Source organism: Mycobacterium neglectum (genome assembly GCF_002591975.1).
GTDB classification, from domain to species: domain Bacteria; phylum Actinomycetota; class Actinomycetes; order Mycobacteriales; family Mycobacteriaceae; genus Mycobacterium; species Mycobacterium neglectum.
This window is the reverse complement of sequence record NZ_NVQE01000016.1, coordinates 43130-62248: the sequence shown is the minus strand read 5'-3', so window position 1 is coordinate 62248 and position 19119 is coordinate 43130. Positions and strand designations below refer to the sequence as shown.

Here is a 19119-nt window from a genome sequence, read left to right as displayed (position 1 = left end):
GTATCGAAGGATTTATGGATCGCGGGGCAGACCGAGTAGCCGCTCGGCGATGATGTTGAGCTGCACTTCCGATGTGCCGCCGTAAATGGTGGTGGCGCGGCTGGCCAACAGGTACTCGGCCCATTTGCCCTGCGGCGTCTCCGCATTGCCGACGGCGCCATCGGTGCCGAACGACGACACCGCGAACTCGGCGTACTTCTGCCCCGTGCGCATCGACAACAGTTTGGAGATGGCTGCCGCGGGCATCGGGTCGCCGCCGGCCAGCGTGAGCAGGGTCGACCGCATGTTCAGCACCTTCGCGGCGTGCCCCTCGGCGATGAGGTGCCCGGCCTGGTGCTGCCCGATCTGATCGAACTGACCGTCGCGGATGAAGTCGACGAAGCCGTCGAGGCTGGGTAGGAACGGCGCCTCGCTGCTGCCGATGGACACCCGCTCGGCGGTCAGGGTGGTGCGGCTGACCTCCCAGCCGCGGTCCACCTCGCCGAGCACCATGTCATCGGGAACGAAGACGTCGTCGATGAACACGGTGTTGAACATGGCGTTGCCGGTCAACTCGCGCAGCGGTTTCACCTCGACACCGTCACTGCTCATGTCGAGCAGGAAGTAGGTGATGCCGTTGTGCTTCGGAGCGCTCGGATTGGTCCGGGCCAGCAGCATGCCCCACTGGGAGTACTGCGCACCGGTGGTCCAGATCTTCTGGCCGGTGATCCGCCAACCACCGTCGACCTTGGTCGCCTTCGTGGTCAGGCTGGCCAGATCGGATCCGGCGCCGGGCTCGGAAAACAGCTGGCACCAGACCATCTCACCGCGCAGGGTCGGTGGCAGGAAGCGCTGCTTCTGCTCGTCGGTGCCGAACGCCACCACCGACGGGATCAGCCACGTTGCGATGCCCATCGTCGGGCGGCGTACCCGTCCGGTGCTGAACTCCTGGGCGATGATGATCTGCTCGATCGGATTCGCGGCGCGCCCCCACGGCTTGGGCAGGTGGGGCACCACCCAGCCGCCCTCGGCGATCGCGGTGGTGCGCTCTTCGCTCGGAATCTCTTTCAGCGCAGCCACTTCCGAGCGGATCTCGTCGCGCAGTTTTTCCGTCTCGGGATCCAGATCGATGTCGATACTGCGCATTCCGGTGCTCGTCGCGATGTCGACCACCCGCTGCGGGTAGTCGCTGGAGCGACCGAAACATGCGGACAGCAGGAGCGCGCGACGGTAGTAGACGTTGGTGTCATGCTCCCAGGTGAAGCCGATACCGCCGTGCACCTGGATGCAGTCCTGGGTGGTGTGCAGCACAGCGGCGGGTGCCAGTGTGGCAGCAACGGCGGCGGCGAACTCGAAAGCAGTGTCATCCGTTGGGTTCTGGCTGTGTTCGTCGATGGCGCGGGCGGCGTCCCACACCGCGGCGGTTGCTCGCTCGGTGTCGGCGATCATCGTGGCGCACTTGTGCTTGATCGCCTGGAACTGACCGATGGGCCTGCCGAACTGCTCGCGGATCTTGGCATACGCCGTCGCGGTATCCGTGGCCCATCGGGCGACGCCGACGCACTCCGCGCTCAGCAGTGTCGATATGACAGCCCGCGCGTGGCCACGGCTCAGGTTGCTCAGCACGCGGTCGTCGCCGACCTCCACGGCATTGGCGCGCACGTCTGCCACCGGGCGAAGCGGATCAACGCTCTGGACCGACTCGATCTCCAGCGCCGGGTTCTCGCTGACGTCGAGGACCACCCACTCCTCGCCGCTGTCGATCGCCACCGGCAGCACCAGCACCGACGCCTGCCCGGCCGCGGGCACGGCGCGTACCTCACCGCGAATGACCAGGCCATCGCCCTGCCTGGTGGCCGTGAGTCCGGAGTCGATGGCGTAGGTCGCGATGACCTCACCGGAGGCCAGGTCGCCAAGCAGCTTGGTGTCGGGATCGTTGGCGGCGATCAGGGCACTGGCGATCGCGGATGGCACAAAGGGGCCGGGCACCGCGCCGTAGCCGAACTCGGCGAGGACGATCGCCAGTTCGAGAACGCCGAACCCTTGTCCACCAACGGATTCCGCCAGATGCACACCCTGTAGACCCTGCTCGGCTGCGGCCTTCCAGTAAGGCGGCGGGTTGGGAATCGGGGTCTCCAGCGCCTCGTGCAACACCTCCGACGGCGCAACCCGCGCCACCAGGGACCGAACCGAATCGGCCAGGTCGTTGTGCTCAGTGTTGATGGCGATAGGCATAGCGGTTGCACCTCGTTGTCGCGGCGTTGCGGGGCGGGGGTTATTCCCTATTAACCGGTCGGTTGGGAACCACGATACCGTTCACGACATTGGCGAGTTCCCGGCCGTCCCGGATGCGTCGGCAGTTGTCGACAGCCACCGCCAGGTATCGCCGCATGGTGTCGCGGGTGTACCAGCTGACGTGTGGCGTGAGCACCACATTGGCCAGGGTGAGCAGGGGATTGTCGTCCGGAATCGGTTCAACGGCGAAGACGTCCAGGCCCGCTGCCGCCAAGCCGCCCGACCGCAGGGCATCGACGAGTGCGATCTCGTCGACCACCGCGCCGCGGGAGGTGTTCACCAGCACCGCGTCGGCCTTCATCGCAGCCAGCGCGGCACCGTCCAGCATGCCTGCGGTGGCGTCGGTGAGCGGTATGTGCAACGAGACGATGTCGCTGGCCGACAGCAGTTCGGCTAGTGGCCGCCAACCGGGGAGGCCGTCATCGCGAGTGCTGGTGTGCAGGACGTCGGCTCCCATAGCGACCACGATCCGCTCCACCGCCTTGGCGATGTTGCCGTAGCCGACCAGTCCCACGGTGCAGCCGCCGATGTCACGCACGGTCTCGCCAAGGCTCGGATCCGACGGCCAGCCCTTGCCGTCGCGCGTGGCGCGGTCGAGCTCGGTGAGCCGGCGCAGTGCCGCAAGCATCAGCAGCACGGCGCCCTCGGCGACCGATCCGGCATTGGCGCCGGGCATGTTCGCCACCGCGATCCCCAGTCGCGTCGCGGTGTCGACGTCGATGGTGTTGACGCCTGCGCCGAGCTTGTGCACGAGCCGACACCGCTGCGCCTTTTCGAGGTCGGCACCGGATATCGGCCGCAGCACGTGCCAGATCACCTCGGCGTGGGGGAGTTCGGAATAGAACGTCTCGTCATCATTCTCGGCGCAGTAGTGAACATCGAGCCAATCCGCTTCTGGTGCAACGAACTGCGTGACTTTCTCGCCGGGAACGTAATGGGCGAGGACTCTTAGCGCCACCTCTTCGCGATCCACTTGGCGATGGTATCGGCCTTCTCGCTACGCGCACCCGGGCTGACGAAGTAGTGATCGGTGTCGATCGAGCACTGCGACTTGTCGTCACTGGCCAGTGCGTCGTAGATGCGTTTGGCGTCGGATGGGTACACGCCGGTGTCCTGCTCGGCATTGATGACCAGCGCGGGACACGTCAGGCGCGCCAAATGCGGTTCGGCGCGGGTCTGAGCATGCCGCAGGCTCCACATGCCGATCCAGCTGCGCAGCGTGCACGCCGCCGCGATGCCGTGTGCTGATCGGTTGGCTTTGATCGGTACGCCCGCGTAACACATGTTGGCGGGCCGCTTGGTGGGTTCCAGGGTGGGGTCGACCATGCGCGGGTCGGCCCACGTTCGCATCACCGTGAACGGCCGGTCCGAGAAACCGGCGGCGTGGACGCGCTTGAGCTCGGTTTCGGCCCAGTCGGTGATGGCGTTGTTGCGTTCGATCTGTGCTCCCCGATAGCGCGCGACGAAGTCGGCGGTGAACGGTGGCCCGTTCTCCGGGTTGAACAGATCGAGCGCGGGATCACTGGTGACCGCATCGCTTTCGTTGACGACGGCCGCATCCATCCAGGCGGTGAGGACCTCGGGCCGACCTGGGTGCGCGGCACTCGCGATATAGCCATCGGCAGGCAGCAGATCGCCAAGACCCGCCGCGGGCCGCATGCCGTCCAGCGGGGTCACGTGCGGGTCGACGGCCTGCGCCTGATAGGCCGCCATGAGTGAGCCGCCACCGGAATTGCCAAGCAGCACCACTGTTTCGACCCCCTGAACCTCACGCAGCCAGCGCACGCCGACCCCGATGTCGACCAGCGCGTGGTCGAGCAGAAAACTGCTCTCGAATCCCCGGTAGCGGGTGTTCCAGCCGAGGAATCCGATGCCGCGGGTCGCCATGTAGTCAGCGAGATAGTGTTCGGAGAAGTCGATCTGATAGTGCGTGGCGATCATCGCCACCTTCGGTTTGCGCCCAACGCCGCGGTAGTAGACGCCCTGACACGGGTTCCCGCCCGCGCCTGCACGGCGCGCGGTGGGCGACGGTAATCCGACGAATTCGCGTGTGACACCCGGAGTTCCGCCGCTCGCCGGTGTCCTGGTCATGCCGCCCCCTTGTGGTAGATCGTCCGGTAGAAGACGTTGGCAAGCGTGATGATGCATGCCTCGTCGTCGACGGCGCTCCCAGCGCCATTGTTCCCGGCCAGCTGTGTGTAGCAGAACTGGTTGAGCATCGACACCAGTGCAACAGCTACTAGATGTGGTTCATCGTCGGCGCAGAAGCCTTGTTGCTGAGCATGTTTCACCATGCGGGTGATGAGTGCTGTCGGCAGCGAACAGATGTCGTTCCAGTACTCTGCGAAATCTTCGTTGACCATCGCCAGCTGCGAGATGCTGATGATCTCGGCAAGTTGGTGACGATACGTGTGCCAGTGCGCGGCGGTGGCCTGGTAGGAGCGTTCCCAGTTCGACAGGCCCGGTTCGGCGGCTGCGCGGGATCGCTCCCTGGCCTCGTCACGGAACCGCAGGGCCCATTCGCGGACCATCGCTTCCTTGGAGTCATAATAGTTGTAGAACGATGCCGTGGACTTGCCGGCCTCTGCAGCGATGTCCGAAATCGTCGTAGCGAGAATGCCTTTGCGGGCAATCACCGATCGGGCGCCAGCGTCGATCGCCGCCTGTGTCTGCCGACCGCGTAGCGTCGGAAACTGCACGCGTGGACTAACGGTCACGGCCTCTCCTTGACCTTGATCGAAACTGAACCTGATGTTAGATTCAGAAATCGAGCTTGACTAGAGGAGCAGCCGGAAATGATCAAGCCGAACAATCCGAATTCCGAGTTTGAACTGGGCGGAATCAACCACGTCGCACTCGTGTGCTCGGATATGGCGAAGACAGTCGACTTTTACAGCAATGTCCTTGGCATGCCATTGATCAAGTCGCTCGACCTGCCTGGTGGCATGGGACAACACTTCTTCTTCGACGCAGGCAACGGTGATTGTGTGGCCTTCTTCTGGTTCGCCGATGCACCTGACCGTGTTCCGGGAATCTCGTCACCCGAGGCGATTCCGGGTATCGGTGACATCGTCAGCGCGGTGAGCACAATGAATCACCTGGCGTTTCACGTACCTGCGGAGAAGTTCGACGATTATCGACAGCGCCTGAAGGACAAGGGCGTGCGCGTCGGCCCGGTGCTCAATCATGACGAGAGCAAGCAGCAGGTCGCCGCGACGGTGCACCCGGGCGTATACGTGCGGTCGTTCTATTTCTTGGACCCTGACGGCATCACGCTTGAGTTCGCCTGCTGGACCAAGGAATTCACCGAGAGCGACACCGTCACCACGCCCAAGACCGCGGCGGATCGCCGGCCAAGGGTGACCGTCTAGGTCTGTGGCGGCATGGCCGCCAGCTGGTCGATCATCGCAGCCAGCACATCGACCAGTTCGTGGTGGTCGAGCTTGACGTCACCGGACAGCCATGTGCTGATCGTCTGCCCGACCCCGCCCACCGTGAAATGCGATGCGGCCTTGACGCGGTCGTTTTCCACCGCCCCGTGTGCACCGGCGTGCGCAAAGAGCAACGCGGCGAACAACGCCGACGACTCCGCGCGTTTGCGCACGATCACGGTGTTGGACAACTCGACGTTGAACAGCAGGCGACCTATCCGGGTATCGGCGGAGACGGTGCGCACGATGTTGGCCATCGCCGCGCGGGCCTGCTCGTCAGGCGGTGCCGAGGAAACGGCGGCCTGGGTGGTCGCGGCGATCTCGGCGATCACCGAGTCGAAGACCGCCCCGACGAACTGGTCCTTGTCGGTGAAGCTCTCGTAGAAGTACCTGACCCCCAGACCGGCCTGCCCGCAGATGGCGCGCACAGTCAGTTCGGCGGGGTCTTTGCCCGCGGCGCCGAGCAGTTCCAGGCCGGCGTCCAGCAGCGCTCGGCGCCGCCCGGCGACACGTTCCCCCGCGCCGACGCCGCGATACGGACGCACCTGTGCCATGAGTGCCATCTTGACACCCGTCAGCTCTGCGAGGCAAGATCAGGAAACACACGTTCTCACATTCGCCGATAGGGGCCGACCAATGACGGTCAGAGAGCCGATCGACCACGTCGAGCGTCCGCTGAACGATCCGGTGATTCCGGGCGGCAGGCGGCCGCCCCGCTGGATGTACAGATCCGATGACGCCGCGTTCATCGGGCTGTTGTCCGGCGGCGCCAACGTGATCATGGAGCTCGCTCGCCCAGGCGTCGGCTACGGCGTCAAGGACAGCCGGGTTGAAACCGGTCGAGCGGACCGGCACCCCGTCAAGCGTGCGCGGACCACCTTCACCTATCTCGCGGTCGCACTCTCGGGCAGCGACGACCAGAAAAAGGCGTACCGCCGCGCGGTGAACAGATCTCACGCCGAGGTCTACTCGAAGCCCGACAGCCCTGTGCAGTACAACGCCTTCGACAAAGACCTGCAGATGTGGGTGGCGGCATGCCTCTACAAGGGATTTGTCGACGTCCATCGCATCTTCGTCGGCGAGATGGACGACGAGGCCGCGGACCGCCACTATCGGGAAGGCATGACGCTCGGTACGACGTTGCAGGTCCCCGCGGAGATGTGGCCCGCCGACCGCAAGGCGTTCGACGAGTATTGGCGGTCCTCACTCGACCAGATCAACATCGATGACGCCGTCCACGAGTATCTGTGGCCGATCGCGGCCGGCCGGGTCGGCAATGCCACTCTGCCGCGTCCGTTGCAGACACGGTTGGACGCCGTCAACTTGTTCTTCACGACCGGCTTTCTGCCGCAACGGTTCCGCGACGAGATGCGCCTGCCCTGGGATGCGGTCAGGCAGCGCAGGTTCAATCGGGTGATGGCGGCGATCGGGGCCGTCAACATGGTGATGCCCCGGTTCGTCCGGCGGTTCCCCTTCAACTGGATGCTGCGCGATCTCGACTGGCGGATGCGCACCGGGCGCCCGCTGACCTAGCGGGCACGCACCCAGCAGGTTGTCAGATTGGCGGCGTAGAAACGGGTACATGCGTACCGATAACGACACCTGGGACATCACGACCAGCGTCGGGTCGACGGCCTTGTTCGTCGCGGCGGCGCGGGCGCTGGAGGCGCAGAAGCCCGACCCGGTCGCCGTCGATCCGTTCGCGGAGATCTTCTGTCGCGCAGTGGGCGGCCAGTGGGCCGACCTGCTCGACGGCGCGGCGCCCGAGCACGCGTTGAAGTCCGAGTTCGGCGCCGACTTCGTGAACTTCCAGGGCGTGCGCACGCGATACTTCGACACCTACTTCAGCCGGGCCGCCACAGCGGGGGTCCGGCAGATCGTCCTGCTGGCGGCCGGCCTGGACTCGCGTGCCTACCGGCTGGACTGGCCCGACAAGACCGTCGTGTTCGAACTCGATCAGCCGCAGGTCCTGGACTTCAAGCGAGCCGCCCTGGCCGGGGTCCGGCCCACCGCCGAGCGCCGTGCGGTCGCCGTCGACCTGCGTGACGACTGGCCGCGGGCACTGCTGGAGCACGGTTTCGACCCCTCGTCACCGACCGCCTGGATCGCCGAAGGCCTATTGATCTATCTGCCCGCGACCGCGCAGGTTGCGTTGTTCGCCGGCATCGACGCGCTGTCCGCGTCGGGAAGCCACGTCGCGGTCGAGGAATCCGTGCCGATGGACCCCGAGGAATTCACCGCCAGACAACAAGAGGAAGAGCGTGGCGATAGCTCGGCGCACGGAGGCCCGTTCTTCCAGCTTGTGTACAACGAGCAAGATGAACCCGCCGCTCAGTGGTTCGGTGTGCGGGGCTGGCGATCGGAAGTGACGCCGTTGTCGGACTATCTGCGGGCGCTCGGCAGACCAGTGCCGTCGCCGAAATCCGACGCGGGCACCATGACCAGCACAATCAGCCTGGTCGGTGCGATCAAGGGGTGAGGGGAGTCACCTCCTAGCCAGGACCGTGCGTCTCGACAGTTAAGTTATGCAATGCTAACTTTTGGCGAAAGTTAGCCTGCCATAATTTACGGGGGAGACAACCGCGCGTGCCTCTACCAACGGACTTTGCTGCGACTTCGCGCGTCGACAGTGACGTCGTCAGTCGATTTGCGACCTGCTGCCGCGCGCTGGGCTTATCGGTGCACGATCGGCGCCGCCCGCCGGACCTCTCGGCAGCGCGGGCCGGATTTGCCGAGCTCACCCGAATCGCCCGTGAGCAGTGCGACGCGTGGACGGGTCTGGCCGCCGCGGGCGATACCAGCGCGCGGGTGATCGAAGCTGTGTGGCAGACGGTCACGTCGGCGGGTGTGCTGCAGCGCGAGGTTGACCTCGCCGACGGCGATCTGGTGTTCGACTACGACACCGGGTTGTATCTGCAGTTCGCGGCGTCGACGCCTGACGACTTCCAGTTGGCCTACGCCGTCACCCTCTGCGACTCCGGCGAGTATGCGGCCGCCGACAATCTGGTCGGTCCGCTCATCGAGCGCCGTCCGAGCTGGCTGGAGGCGCGGTGGGTGCGGGTGGCCATGTACTACCGGACCGAGCGCTGGTCGGACGTGGTGCGGCTGCTCACCCCGATCGTCAACGATTCGAAGCTCGACGAGAAGTATGCCCATGCCGTGCGCATCGCCCTTGGCACCGCGCTGGCCAGGCTGGGCATGTTCGCCCCGGCGCTGTCGTATCTGGAGGACCCCGCCGGGCCCGTGGACGTCGCCGCCGTCGATGGCGCGCTGGCCAAGGCGCTGTCACTGCGCGCACAGGGTGAAGACCTCGACGCTGCCGATGTGCTGGCCGAGCTCTACGCCGCCAACCCCGAGAACGACGAGGTCGAGACGGCGATCTCGGATACGTCGTGCGGCATCGTGCCGACGACTGCCGCCAGGATCGAAGCCCGTTCGGACCCGTGGGATCCCGACACGGAGCCGACCGAAACCGATTTCGTCGATCCCGGTGCCAAGGAGCGCAAGGCCCACCTGCTGATCGAGGCCGAGGCCGAACTCGCCGAGTTCATCGGCCTCGAAGAGGTCAAGTATCAGGTGGCCCGGCTCAAGAGTTCGGTCGCCATGGCGATCCGTCGTCAGGAGCGCGGGCTGACCGTGGCCAACCGCGCCAACCACCTCGTGTTCGCAGGCCCGCCCGGCACCGGTAAGACGACGATCGCGCGCGTCGTCGCCAAGATCTATTGCGGGCTGGGCATTCTCAAGAAGGAGACGGTGCGCGAGGTGCACCGCGCCGACCTGATCGGCCAGCACATCGGCGAGACCGAGGCCAAGACCAACGGCATCATCGACAGCGCGCTGGACGGCGTGCTGTTCCTCGACGAGGCCTACGCGCTGGTGTCGACCGGTGCGAAGAACGACTTCGGCCTCGTCGCTATCGACACACTGCTGGCACGCATGGAGAACGACCGCGAGCGGCTGGTCGTCATCGTCGCTGGATACCGCAAGGACCTTGACGCGTTCCTCGACACCAACGAGGGGCTGCGCTCGCGGTTCACGCGCAGCATCGACTTCCCGTCGTACTCGCCGCATGAACTGGTGGAGATCGCAATGCGCATGGCCGAGAAGCGCGACAGTGTCTTCGAGCCGGCGGCCTTGGAGCACATGGAGTCGCTGTTCGGCCAACTGGCCTCCGCCTCCACCCCCGACGCCAACGGGGTGGAGAGGCGCAACCTCGACATCGCCGGTAACGGCCGGTTCGTCCGGAACCTGGTGGAGCGCTCCGAAGAGGAGCGCGAGTTCCGTCTGGACCATCTCCCGCCGACTGGCGGTTCCACCGCCGAAGCCCACGTTTTCACCGATGACGAGCTGATGACGATCTCCGACCAGGACGTCACCAGATCCGCCATCCCGTTGCTGCGCGGCCTCGGCCTGGCGGTGTCCGAATGAGCGGCACCGAAGGGGGTGACCGCCGCGAGTTCACGTCCCGAACGCCGGTCAACGAGAACCCCGACCGTGTCGTCTATCGGCGCGGGTTCGTCACCCGCCACCAGGTGTCGGGCTGGCGGTTCATCATGCGGCGCATCGCATCCGGCGTCGCCCTGCACGACACCCGCATGCTCGTCGACCCGCTGCGGACGCAGTCACGTGCGGTCCTCGTCGGGGCGCTGGTGCTCATCACCGGGCTCGCCGGTTGCTTCGTCTTCTCGCTCATCAGGCCCGGCGGGGTGGCGGGTAACGATGCGATTCTCGCCGACCGCACCACGTCGGCGCTCTACGTTCGTCTCGGCGACCAGTTGCATCCGGTGCTCAACCTGACGTCGGCGCGCCTCATCGCCGGTCGGCCCGACAACCCGACCACCGTCAAGACCAGCGAGATCGACCAGTTCGCGCGGGGCAACCTGATCGGTATCCCCGGTGCGCCAGAACGTATGGTGCAGAACACGACCGGCGATGCGGACTGGACCGTGTGCGACGGAACCTCGGGGCCGGCGGCGGGTGTGACGTTGATTGCCGCCCCGCTCACCGACGGCGGCGAACGCGCCGCGGCGCTTCCGAGTAACGAGGCCATCCTCGTCGCCAACGAGACGGGGCCGAACGCGGGCACGTGGCTGCTGTGGGACGGCCGTCGCAGCACCATCGATCTCGACGACCGTGCGGTCACCGGCGCGCTCGGCCTCGGGTCGGAGGCTCCCGCCGGCCGTTCCATCGCGCCGGGACTGTTCAATGCGATACCTGAGGCCCCCGCGCTGAGCGCCCCGATCCTGCCGGGCGCGGGTGAACCGACGAGCTACTCACTGCCGCTACCCGCACCGGTCGGTGCGGTCGTGACATCGTTCGGCGCCGACAACTCGCTGCAGCACTACGCGGTTCTTCGTCAAGGGCTGCAACCGATTTCACCGGTGGTCGCCGCGATACTGCGCAATACGAATTCGTATGGGCTGAACCAGCCGCCGCGGCTTGGGGCCGACGACATCGCCCGGCTGCCGGTGGCGAGCGCCATTGACGATGGCGCCTACCCGCGCGAGCCCGTCACCATCGTCGATGCCGCCGAGGCGCCGTTGACGTGCGCGCAGTGGACTCGACCGGCAGACGCGACCGGAGCCACCCTCCAATTGCGCACCGGCGTAACACTTCCGGTGTCCGATGAGCTTCGCGCGGTGGCTCTGGTCGGGGCGGGGTCGGGCACAACGGCCGACCGCGTCGTGCTGACGCCGGGCTCCGGCTTCCTGGTACAGACCGTCGGTCAGGACGGCGGAGGATCGGCGATGCCGCCGGTCGGCGGAGCCAACTTCTGGCTCAGCGACACCGGCGTCCGCTACGGACTGGACACCGATGGTGACGAGAAGACGATCACGGCGCTCGGACTCACCCCGCCGCCGCTGCCAATACCGTGGTCGATGCTGAGCCAGTTCGCGGACGGGCCGACGCTGTCGCGGTCCGACGCCCTGCTGGCCCACGACGGGCTCGCAGCCGACCCCCGCCCCGCAGTTGTTAGGGAGACCCCATCGTGAGCCGGCTCATCTTTCAAGCGCGCCGCCGGATTGCGCCGCCCACCACACGCAAGGGCACCATCACGATCGAACCACCACCGGAACTGCCCCGGATGGTGCCGCCGTCATTGCTGCGACGGGTGCTGCCCTATCTGATCGTCATCCTGATCGTCGGCATGATCGTCGCGCTGGTCGCCACGGGCATGCGGCTGATGTCGCCGACGACACTGTTCTTCCCGTTCGTCCTGCTGCTGGCCGCGACCGCGCTGTACCGCGGGACGGACAACAAGATGCGCACAGAGGAAGTCGACGCCGAACGTGCCGACTATCTGCGCTATCTGTCGGTGGTGCGGGACAATGTTCGTGCCCATGCCGTTGAACAGCGTGCGGCCCTGGAGTGGTCGCATCCCGACCCCGCGCTGCTCGCCGATGTGCCTGGCACCCGCCGCCAGTGGGAGCGCGATCCGGGCGACAGTGACTTCCTGGTGGTGCGAACGGGTTTGCACGACGCACCGCTCAATGCCGCACTGCGGGTCAAGGACAGCGCCGACGAGGTTGACCTCGAACCGGTATCGCACACCACGCTGCGCGGATTGCTCGACGTTCAGCGCACGGTGCGCGCAGTGCCCGCGGGTATCGACATGGCCAGGGTCTCGCGGATCACCGTGCTCGGTGATACCGACGACGTTCGCGGCGCACTGCGCGCGTGGATCACCCAGGCGGTAACCTGGCACGACCCCGCCGTCCTCGGTGTCGCGCTGGCGTCACCGGACTTCGAAGGCGACGACTGGGTGTGGCTGAAGTGGTTGCCGCACAGCGACATACCGGGCTCATCAGATGGCGCCGGTCCGGCACGCTATCTCAGCGGCGACGTTGCACAGCTGCGGCTGTTGCTGGACCCAATGCTGGACGACCGCGGTCTGTTCGGCTCCGGCGCGGATCCCAGTGTCAAGCATCTGCTGATCGTGGTGGACGACCCCGATGCAGATCCCAACGTCCTCGTCCCGCGGGGCGGGCTGTCCGGGGTGACGCTTGTGCACCGCATCACCGAGCCGCCGCACCGCGAGCAGTATGCCGACCCGGAGCGACCCATCCTTCGCGTCGTGGACGGAAGGCTCGAGCGCTGGCAGACCGGCGGCTGGGCACCGTATGTCGATGCGGTCGATCACCTCGACGTCGCCGTCGCGCGCCACGTCGCGCGACGGCTGTCGCGGTGGGACTCGAACCCGAGCCACGCGCGTACGAGTAATGCCGGAGTGGCTACGTTCTCGACACTGCTGGGCATTCCGGACGCCGCGGCGCTGGACGTTGCAAGCCTGTGGGCGCCGCGAGCGCGTGCCGACGAGCTTCGGGTGCCCATCGGTGTGACGTCCTCCGGCGACCCGCTGGACTTCGACCTCAAGGACGAGGCGGAGGGCGGCATGGGCCCCCACGGCCTGATGATCGGCATGACTGGCTCGGGTAAGTCGCAGACGCTGATGTCGATCCTGTTGTCACTGCTGACGACTCACTCGGCCGACCGGCTGATCGTCATCTACGCCGACTTCAAGGGTGAGGCCGGCGCCGACATCTTCCGCGATTTCCCGCAGGTCGTCGCCGTTATCTCCAACATGGCCGAGAAGCGTTCCCTCGCCGACCGGTTCGCTGACACGTTGCGCGGTGAAGTGGCGCGCCGCGAACAGCTGTTGATGGAAGCGGGCCGCCGGGTGCAGGGCAGCGCATTCAGTTCGGTACTCGAATACGAGGCCGCGATCGCGGCGGGCCACGATCTGCCACCGCTGCCGACGCTGCTCGTCGTCGCCGACGAGTTCTCCCTGATGCTGTCCGACCATCCCGAGTACGCCGACCTCTTCGATTACGTCGCGCGCAAGGGACGTTCGTTCCGCATCCACATCCTGTTCGCGTCGCAGACCCTCGACGTCGGCCGCATCAAGGACATCGACAAGAACACCTCCTACCGCATCGGCCTGAAGGTGGCGAGCCCGGCCGTCAGCCGCCAGATCATCGGCGTCGAGGACGCGTTCCACATCGAGGCGGGCCCGGAGCACAAGGGCGAGGGTTATCTGGTGCCGACTCCTGGCGCCATGCCGGTCAAGTTCCGCGGCACCTATGTCGACGGAATCTACGACCCGCCGCGGGTCGCGAAGTCCGTGGTCGTGCAATCGGTTCCAGTCCCACAGCTGTTCACCGCGGGACATGTCGAGGCGCCTGCAGACATGGTGGAGGTCGTCGAACCCGCGGCGCATGAGGATCGCGCGCCGCGCAAGCTCGTCGCGACGATCGGCGATCAGCTGTCGCACTACGGGCCGAAGGCGCCGCGTCTGTGGCTGCCCCCGCTTGACGAGTCGGTACCGCTGGACGAGCTGCTGGCTCGCGCCGATGTGTCCGAGCGCGAATGGCGTTGGCCGCTCGGCGAGATCGACCGCCCCTTCGCGATGCGACGTGACCCGCTCGTCTTCGACGCGACCTCCGCGGCGGCCAATCTGCTGATCCACGGCGGACCGAAATCGGGTAAGACGACTGCGCTGCAGACCTTCATGCTGTCGGCCGCCGCACTGCACTCACCCCGCGACGTGACGTTCTACTGCCTGGACTACGGCGGCGGTCAACTGCGCGCGCTGGAAGACCTCGCGCACGTCGGCAGCGTCGCCTCTCCGCTCGAACCGGAACGCATTCGGCGCACGTTCGGCGAGATCGAACAGCTGCTGGAAGGCCGGCTGGCTCGTGGCCACTCCAGCAATGGGGGTGGCGAACGGAAAAGCGGAGAGGTCTACCCCCACGTATTCCTGGTCATCGACAACCTGTACGCGTTCAGCCGTGACAACACCGATACGTTCAACACGCGAAACCCATTGCTGGCCAAGGTCACCGAGCTTGTCAACACCGGAATGTCGTACGGCATTCACGTCATCATCACCACCCCGAACTGGCTCGAGGTCCCGTTGGCGATGCGCGACGGGCTCGGGTTGCGGCTCGAACTAAAGCTGGCGGATGCCAGGGACAGCAATGTGCGGATCACGGGGGCACTGCGCAGGCCAGCCGAGGCGGTGCCCGCCGTCCAGCCAGGACGCGGCCTGACGATGGCAGCCGAGCACTTCCTGTTCGCCGAGCCGTCGTTGCGCGACATCGCGGTGATCAACGCACGCCACCCGGGCGTCGCTGCCCCACCGGTCCGCCTGCTTCCGAGCGACCTGGCCCCGAGTGCGTTGGCGCCGTTGTATCCCGCGCCGGAGCGTGTGGTCGTCGGCCAGCGCGAGGAGGACCTGGCCGCGGTGTCGTTGGCGTTCAACGACAATCCGCTGCTGATGGTGTTCGGCGACTCCAAGTCGGGCAAGACCACCTTGCTGCGTCATGTGATCAGGACCATCCGCGAGAACTCGACACCGGATCGGGTGGCGTTCACGGTCATCGACCGCCGGTTGCATCTCGTCGACGAACCGCTGTTTCCCGACAACGAGTACACCCCGAACATCGATCGGATCACGCCCGCGATGCTGGGGTTGTCGGCGCTGCTGGAGAAGCGTCGGCCGCCTGCTGGTCTGACCCCGCAACAGTTGAGCGGCTGGACCTACCAGTCCGGTGCGGATGGCCATACCCACTATCTGATCATCGACGACGTCGACCAGATCCCGGACGCTCCCGCTGTGAGTGGGCCGTTCGTCGGGCAGCGGCCGTGGACTCCGATCATCGGATTGCTCTCGCAGGCCAGCGAGCTCGGGCTGCGCGTCATCGTCACTGCTCGAGCCACCGGTTCGGCGCACGCCCTGATGACCGCACCTCTGCTGCGCCGCCTGAACGAGCTGCAAGCCGCGATCGTGATGTTGTCCGGTAACCCGCAGGACAGCGGAAAGATCAGAGGTCACCGATTCCGCAGGCTGCCGGCAGGTCGCGCCATGTTGCTCGACGACGGCGACGCCCCGACGTTCCTGCAACTCGTCAATCCGCTCGGCGACGCAGTGCACGGCAGCACAGGCAACACCGGACATAGAGGAAGGGAGTTCAACTGATGACTCTGCGCGTAGTTCCCGAGGGCCTCGCCGCGGCGAGCGCCGCCGTCGAAGGGCTTACCGCACGACTGGCCGCGGCACACGCCGCGGCCGCGCCCCTTACCACCGCTGTCATGCCGCCCGCCGCCGACGCGGTGTCGCTGCTGACCGCTGCGGGTATGAGCGCACATGGCGCACAACACAACGCGATGGCCGTGCTGGGCGTCGAAGAACTCGGACGCTCCGGTGTCGGGGTTGGCCAGTCCGGTATCAGCTATGCCACCGGAGACGCGATGGCCGCTGTGTCTTATTTGGCGGCCCACGGGCCGCACGGTAGCTGATCGTGACTGCCCCAATCTTCATGGCCCTCCCCCCGGAGGTGCATTCGGCGATGCTCAGCAGTGGTCCCGGGCCGGGTTCGCTGTTGGCAGCCGCAGGGGCGTGGCAGTCGTTGGCCGCCGAATATTCCTCGGCCGCAGCGGAGTTGACCGGCATACTGGGCGGAGTGCAGGGCGGCGCCTGGGAGGGGCCGAGCGCTGAGCGGTACGTCGCGGCGCATGCTCCGTACCTGGCGTGGCTGGCGCAGGCGAGTGCGAACAGTGCGGCGACCGCCGTACAGCACGAGGCCGCGGCGGCGGCCTACACCGTGGCGCTGGCGGCGATGCCCACCTTGCCGCAGTTGGCGCTCAACCACGCGATGCACGGCGTGCTGGTCGGCACGAACTTCCTGGGTATCAACACGATCCCGATCGCGTTGAACGAGGCCGATTACGTGCGGATGTGGATTCAGGCCGCGACGACGATGAGCGTGTATCAAGCGGTATCAGGTGCCGCGGTGGCAGCCGCGCCCACCACCACGCCCGCGCCGTTCATGCTGACTCCCGGTGTCGGAGAAGCGGGTTCAGCGGCGGCTGACGCGCAGCAGTCGGCAGCCATGTTGACCGCCGCGGATGCCGGCGCCGCACAGAATCTCGCCGACTCCATCTCGGATTTCCTGCAACAGTTGGTCCGGTTCTTCGAGGATTTCTTCGAGTCGATCCTGAACTTCGCGCGGCAGTTCTTCACCGGCGTCTTGGACCTTCTCAACAACGTCTTGAACAACTTCTTGGGGTTGTTCTTGAACCCGTCGTCGGGAGTGCTGCTCTTCTTCATCGCCTACCAGGCGATCACACAGCCACTCGGCTGGGCCACGTGGTCGATGATCTTCGCTGCTCCGATAGTCCTGCCGCTCATGATCGCCGGCATCTACCAGTATCTGAACCCGCCACAAGCGCCGGCGCCGGCGCCCGCCCCTGCTCCCGCGCCCGCCCCGGCCCGGCCTGCCCCGTTGGCGCGCGCCGAGAGCCTGCCGCCGATGACGTCGGTGGCGCCGACCGTGCCCACCGGAACCGCCGCGCCGACAACGTCGGTCGGCGCAGGCTCCGCTCCAGCAGGCTCCGCTCCCGCACCGGCCGTTGGTGCCGCGGTGCCCTACGCGATCGGCGGCCCGGACCCTGACGGCGGCGTCTCCCCGACGTTCCGGGATGGCATCAGTGCCAAGGCGCCTGCGTCCGACATCGCGGCCACCGCCGCGGCCGCGGCTGCGGCGTCGTCGCTGGCCAAACGCAAGGCGCGCCGCAAGCGTGGGCAACCGATCCACCAGCGCCAGTACGCCGATGCGTACATGGATTACGAGCCCGAGCCTGACGACACCCCGCCCGCCGAGCCGCGGTCACGCATGCGTACATCCGAAAGGGGCGCTGGGACAGTCGGTTTCGCTGGCGCCGCGACGAAGCCCGAGACCGAGCAGGCCTCCGGCCTGACCGAACTTGCCGGCGATTCGTTCGGCGGCGGACCCAAAGAGCCCATGTTGCCCCGCGACTGGGACCAAGAGGGGGGAGCACGCGACTGAGCAGAGCGCCTGACCGAAACCGTCTACTTCAGAACAAGAATCGAAAGGAACTGCCATGAGCATGTTGGACGCTCACATCCCCCAACTGGTCGCCTCAGAGGCTGCCTTCTCCGCAAAGGCGGCGCTGATGCGCAGCACCATGGCCCAGGCCGAGCAGGCGGCGCAGTCGTCGCAGGCCTTCCACATGGGCGAGTCCTCCGCCGCATTCCAGGCGGCGCACGCCCGCTTCATCGAGGTCTCAGCCAAGATCAATTCGCTGCTGGACATCGCGCAGGTCAACCTCGGCGACGCCGCAGGCAACTACGTTGCCCAGGACGCCGCTGCGGCAAGCACCTACACCGGAATTTGAGATTGAACTTCCCAAACTGACGATTAGGAGAATCTGATGTCGCAGATCATGTACAACTACCCCGCAATGCTGGGGCACGCCGGCGAGATGGCCGGTTATGCGGGTGCCATGCACGGCGTCGGCGCTGATATTGCCAGCGAGCAGGCGGCGTTGGCGAGCGGCTGGCAGGGCGACACCGGCATGAGCTACCAGGCGTGGCAGGCGCAATGGAACACCGCGCTCGAGGAGCTGGTGCGGGCCTACCGCGCGATGGCCGCCACCCACGAGACGAACACCATGTCGATGAGCGCCCGGGATGCAGCCGAAGGCGCCAAGTGGGGTGGCTGAGGATCGGTGACCGCTAACGCAGTCGAGCTGACCGCGGAGCAGGCCTGGTTCGTCGCCGATGCGTTGAGCGCCGGGAGCTTTCCCTGGGTGCTCGCCATCACGCCGCCGTACAGCGATCACGCGCAGCGCGCGGCGGTCGCAGCCAGGCTCTCCGCTGAGCTGGTGGACATGGGGGTGATGACCGAGGACGGGGTCGTCGATCCCGGTGTCCGCCAATGGGTGACGGCCACCTGCTGGGCACGGCGCTGGCTCGAGCTCAGATTCGTCAGTGGATCGGGAAACATGTTGCGTGGGCATGTCGCACGTCGCGACCTGCGCACTGACGAACACACCGTCGCTCTGCGCAGCGGCGGCCTGATCACTTTCACGGCGCTGGATATCGACCATCCGCAGACATTGGTGCCTGTCCTGACTGCGGGGTTGTCGGGACGGCCGCCTGCGACATTTGAGGAGTTCACCATTCCCGCGCGGACCGGGGCACGCGCCGACGAGCAGTTGCGCGACGGCGCGGAGCTCGACGATGTCATGGAGTTCCTCGGCATACCGCAGGCAGCGCGCGCAGTTGTAGCGGCGGCGTACTCGACCGACCGTAGCTATGTGGAGATCGTCGCCGGTGATCACCGCGACGGGCACCGCGTCAGCACGAACGTCGGGGTCAGTGTCGTGGACACTCGAGAAGGCCGCATCCTCGTGAGTCCGTCGAAAGCCTTCGACGGGGAATGGTTGTCCACCTTCACATCCGGCACACCACTGGCGATTGCCACCGCGATAGAGCGGCTCGCTTCCACACTGCCCGACGGGCCGTGGTTCCCCCACCAGCAGTTGACCCGAGACTTCGACTCGGACCAGAGAACGGAACACCAGCAATGGCGTCAGACAGTTTGAACGG

At 66.4% G+C, this 19119-nt stretch carries 16 protein-coding genes; 11 read left to right on the top strand and 5 right to left on the bottom strand.

Annotated elements, in window-relative coordinates; all coding sequences use genetic code 11:
* Positions 1–12: 12 nt before the first annotated feature.
* Genes CSQ99_RS14645 through CSQ99_RS14630 form a run of 4 tightly spaced genes read right to left on the bottom strand, consistent with a single transcriptional unit; the run spans position 13 to position 4991 of the window.
* On the bottom strand, positions 13–2214 hold the full coding sequence (locus tag CSQ99_RS14645) for an acyl-CoA dehydrogenase family protein (protein WP_099039768.1): 2202 nt from the start codon (positions 2212–2214) through the stop codon (positions 13–15).
* Positions 2215–2254: 40 nt separating this feature from the next.
* Positions 2255–3247, bottom strand: coding sequence for an NAD(P)-dependent oxidoreductase (locus CSQ99_RS14640; protein WP_245908911.1), 993 nt, complete (start codon positions 3245–3247; stop codon positions 2255–2257).
* A complete protein-coding gene (locus CSQ99_RS14635) occupies positions 3223–4365 on the bottom strand; it encodes an alpha/beta hydrolase (protein ID WP_099039767.1) in 1143 nt (380 codons plus the stop codon). The genes CSQ99_RS14640 and CSQ99_RS14635 overlap by 25 nt, the downstream gene beginning before the upstream one ends.
* A complete protein-coding gene (locus CSQ99_RS14630; RefSeq protein ID WP_099039766.1) occupies positions 4362–4991 on the bottom strand; it encodes a TetR/AcrR family transcriptional regulator in 630 nt (209 codons plus the stop codon). Before CSQ99_RS14630 ends, CSQ99_RS14635 begins: the two co-directional genes overlap by 4 nt.
* A gap of 78 nt (positions 4992–5069) precedes the next feature.
* On the opposite strand from CSQ99_RS14630, the gene CSQ99_RS14625 reads away from it, so the two are divergent.
* A complete protein-coding gene (locus CSQ99_RS14625; protein WP_099039765.1) occupies positions 5070–5645 on the top strand; it encodes a VOC family protein in 576 nt (191 codons plus the stop codon).
* On the opposite strand, the gene CSQ99_RS14620 is transcribed toward CSQ99_RS14625, so the two are convergent.
* Positions 5642–6259 (bottom strand): TetR/AcrR family transcriptional regulator, encoded by a 618-nt coding sequence (locus CSQ99_RS14620; RefSeq protein WP_099039824.1) that lies wholly within the window; start codon positions 6257–6259, stop codon positions 5642–5644. The two genes, CSQ99_RS14625 and CSQ99_RS14620, sit on opposite strands and share 4 nt — an antisense overlap.
* A gap of 82 nt (positions 6260–6341) precedes the next feature.
* On the opposite strand from CSQ99_RS14620, the gene CSQ99_RS14615 reads away from it, so the two are divergent.
* The 10 genes from CSQ99_RS14615 to CSQ99_RS14570 all read left to right on the top strand — a co-directional run bounded on the left by CSQ99_RS14615 (position 6342) and on the right by CSQ99_RS14570 (position 19115).
* Complete coding sequence (locus CSQ99_RS14615; RefSeq protein ID WP_099039764.1) at positions 6342–7238, top strand: oxygenase MpaB family protein; 897 nt, start codon at positions 6342–6344, stop codon at positions 7236–7238.
* A 49-nt stretch (positions 7239–7287) separates the two neighbouring features.
* A complete protein-coding gene (locus CSQ99_RS14610) occupies positions 7288–8184 on the top strand; it encodes a class I SAM-dependent methyltransferase (protein ID WP_099039763.1) in 897 nt (298 codons plus the stop codon).
* 107 nt (positions 8185–8291) lie between these two features.
* Entirely contained in the window at positions 8292–10133 is a 1842-nt protein-coding gene (eccA, locus tag CSQ99_RS14605; RefSeq protein ID WP_099039762.1) for a type VII secretion AAA-ATPase EccA, read from the top strand.
* Positions 10130–11698, top strand: a complete 1569-nt coding sequence (eccB, locus tag CSQ99_RS14600; protein ID WP_099039761.1) for a type VII secretion protein EccB — start codon at positions 10130–10132, stop codon at positions 11696–11698. The genes eccA and eccB overlap by 4 nt, the downstream gene beginning before the upstream one ends.
* Entirely contained in the window at positions 11695–15684 is a 3990-nt protein-coding gene (eccCa, locus tag CSQ99_RS14595; protein WP_099039760.1) for a type VII secretion protein EccCa, read from the top strand. The genes eccB and eccCa overlap by 4 nt, the downstream gene beginning before the upstream one ends.
* On the top strand, positions 15684–16004 hold the full coding sequence (locus CSQ99_RS14590) for a PE family protein (RefSeq protein WP_099039759.1): 321 nt from the start codon (positions 15684–15686) through the stop codon (positions 16002–16004). Before eccCa ends, CSQ99_RS14590 begins: the two co-directional genes overlap by 1 nt.
* A gap of 2 nt (positions 16005–16006) precedes the next feature.
* Positions 16007–17554, top strand: a complete 1548-nt coding sequence (locus tag CSQ99_RS14585; RefSeq protein ID WP_099039758.1) for a PPE family protein — start codon at positions 16007–16009, stop codon at positions 17552–17554.
* Between the two features lie 55 nt (positions 17555–17609).
* The gene (gene esxG / locus CSQ99_RS14580; RefSeq protein WP_099039757.1) at positions 17610–17903 is read left to right on the top strand and encodes a type VII secretion system protein EsxG; all 294 of its coding nucleotides are present in this window, start codon (positions 17610–17612) and stop codon (positions 17901–17903) included.
* Between the two features lie 36 nt (positions 17904–17939).
* Entirely contained in the window at positions 17940–18230 is a 291-nt protein-coding gene (locus tag CSQ99_RS14575; protein WP_099039756.1) for a WXG100 family type VII secretion target, read from the top strand.
* 6 nt (positions 18231–18236) lie between these two features.
* A complete protein-coding gene (locus CSQ99_RS14570; RefSeq protein WP_099039755.1) occupies positions 18237–19115 on the top strand; it encodes an ESX secretion-associated protein EspG in 879 nt (292 codons plus the stop codon).
* Positions 19116–19119: the final 4 nt, after the last annotated feature.

Bases quoted from the DNA above. Each gene is read 5' to 3' on its own strand.
- CSQ99_RS14625 (WP_099039765.1), top strand. From the start codon at position 5,070: ATGATCAAGCCGAACAATCCGAATTCCGAGTTTGAACTGGGCGGAATC.
- CSQ99_RS14620 (WP_099039824.1), bottom strand. From the start codon at position 6,259: ATGGCACAGGTGCGTCCGTATCGCGGCGTCGGCGCGGGGGAACGTGTC.
- esxG (WP_099039757.1), top strand. From the start codon at position 17,610: ATGAGCATGTTGGACGCTCACATCCCCCAACTGGTCGCCTCAGAGGCT.
- CSQ99_RS14615 (WP_099039764.1), top strand. From the start codon at position 6,342: ATGACGGTCAGAGAGCCGATCGACCACGTCGAGCGTCCGCTGAACGAT.
- eccB (WP_099039761.1), top strand. From the start codon at position 10,130: ATGAGCGGCACCGAAGGGGGTGACCGCCGCGAGTTCACGTCCCGAACG.
- CSQ99_RS14645 (WP_099039768.1), bottom strand. From the start codon at position 2,214: ATGCCTATCGCCATCAACACTGAGCACAACGACCTGGCCGATTCGGTT.
- CSQ99_RS14575 (WP_099039756.1), top strand. From the start codon at position 17,940: ATGTCGCAGATCATGTACAACTACCCCGCAATGCTGGGGCACGCCGGC.
- CSQ99_RS14635 (WP_099039767.1), bottom strand. From the start codon at position 4,365: ATGACCAGGACACCGGCGAGCGGCGGAACTCCGGGTGTCACACGCGAA.
- CSQ99_RS14610 (WP_099039763.1), top strand. From the start codon at position 7,288: ATGCGTACCGATAACGACACCTGGGACATCACGACCAGCGTCGGGTCG.
- CSQ99_RS14590 (WP_099039759.1), top strand. From the start codon at position 15,684: ATGACTCTGCGCGTAGTTCCCGAGGGCCTCGCCGCGGCGAGCGCCGCC.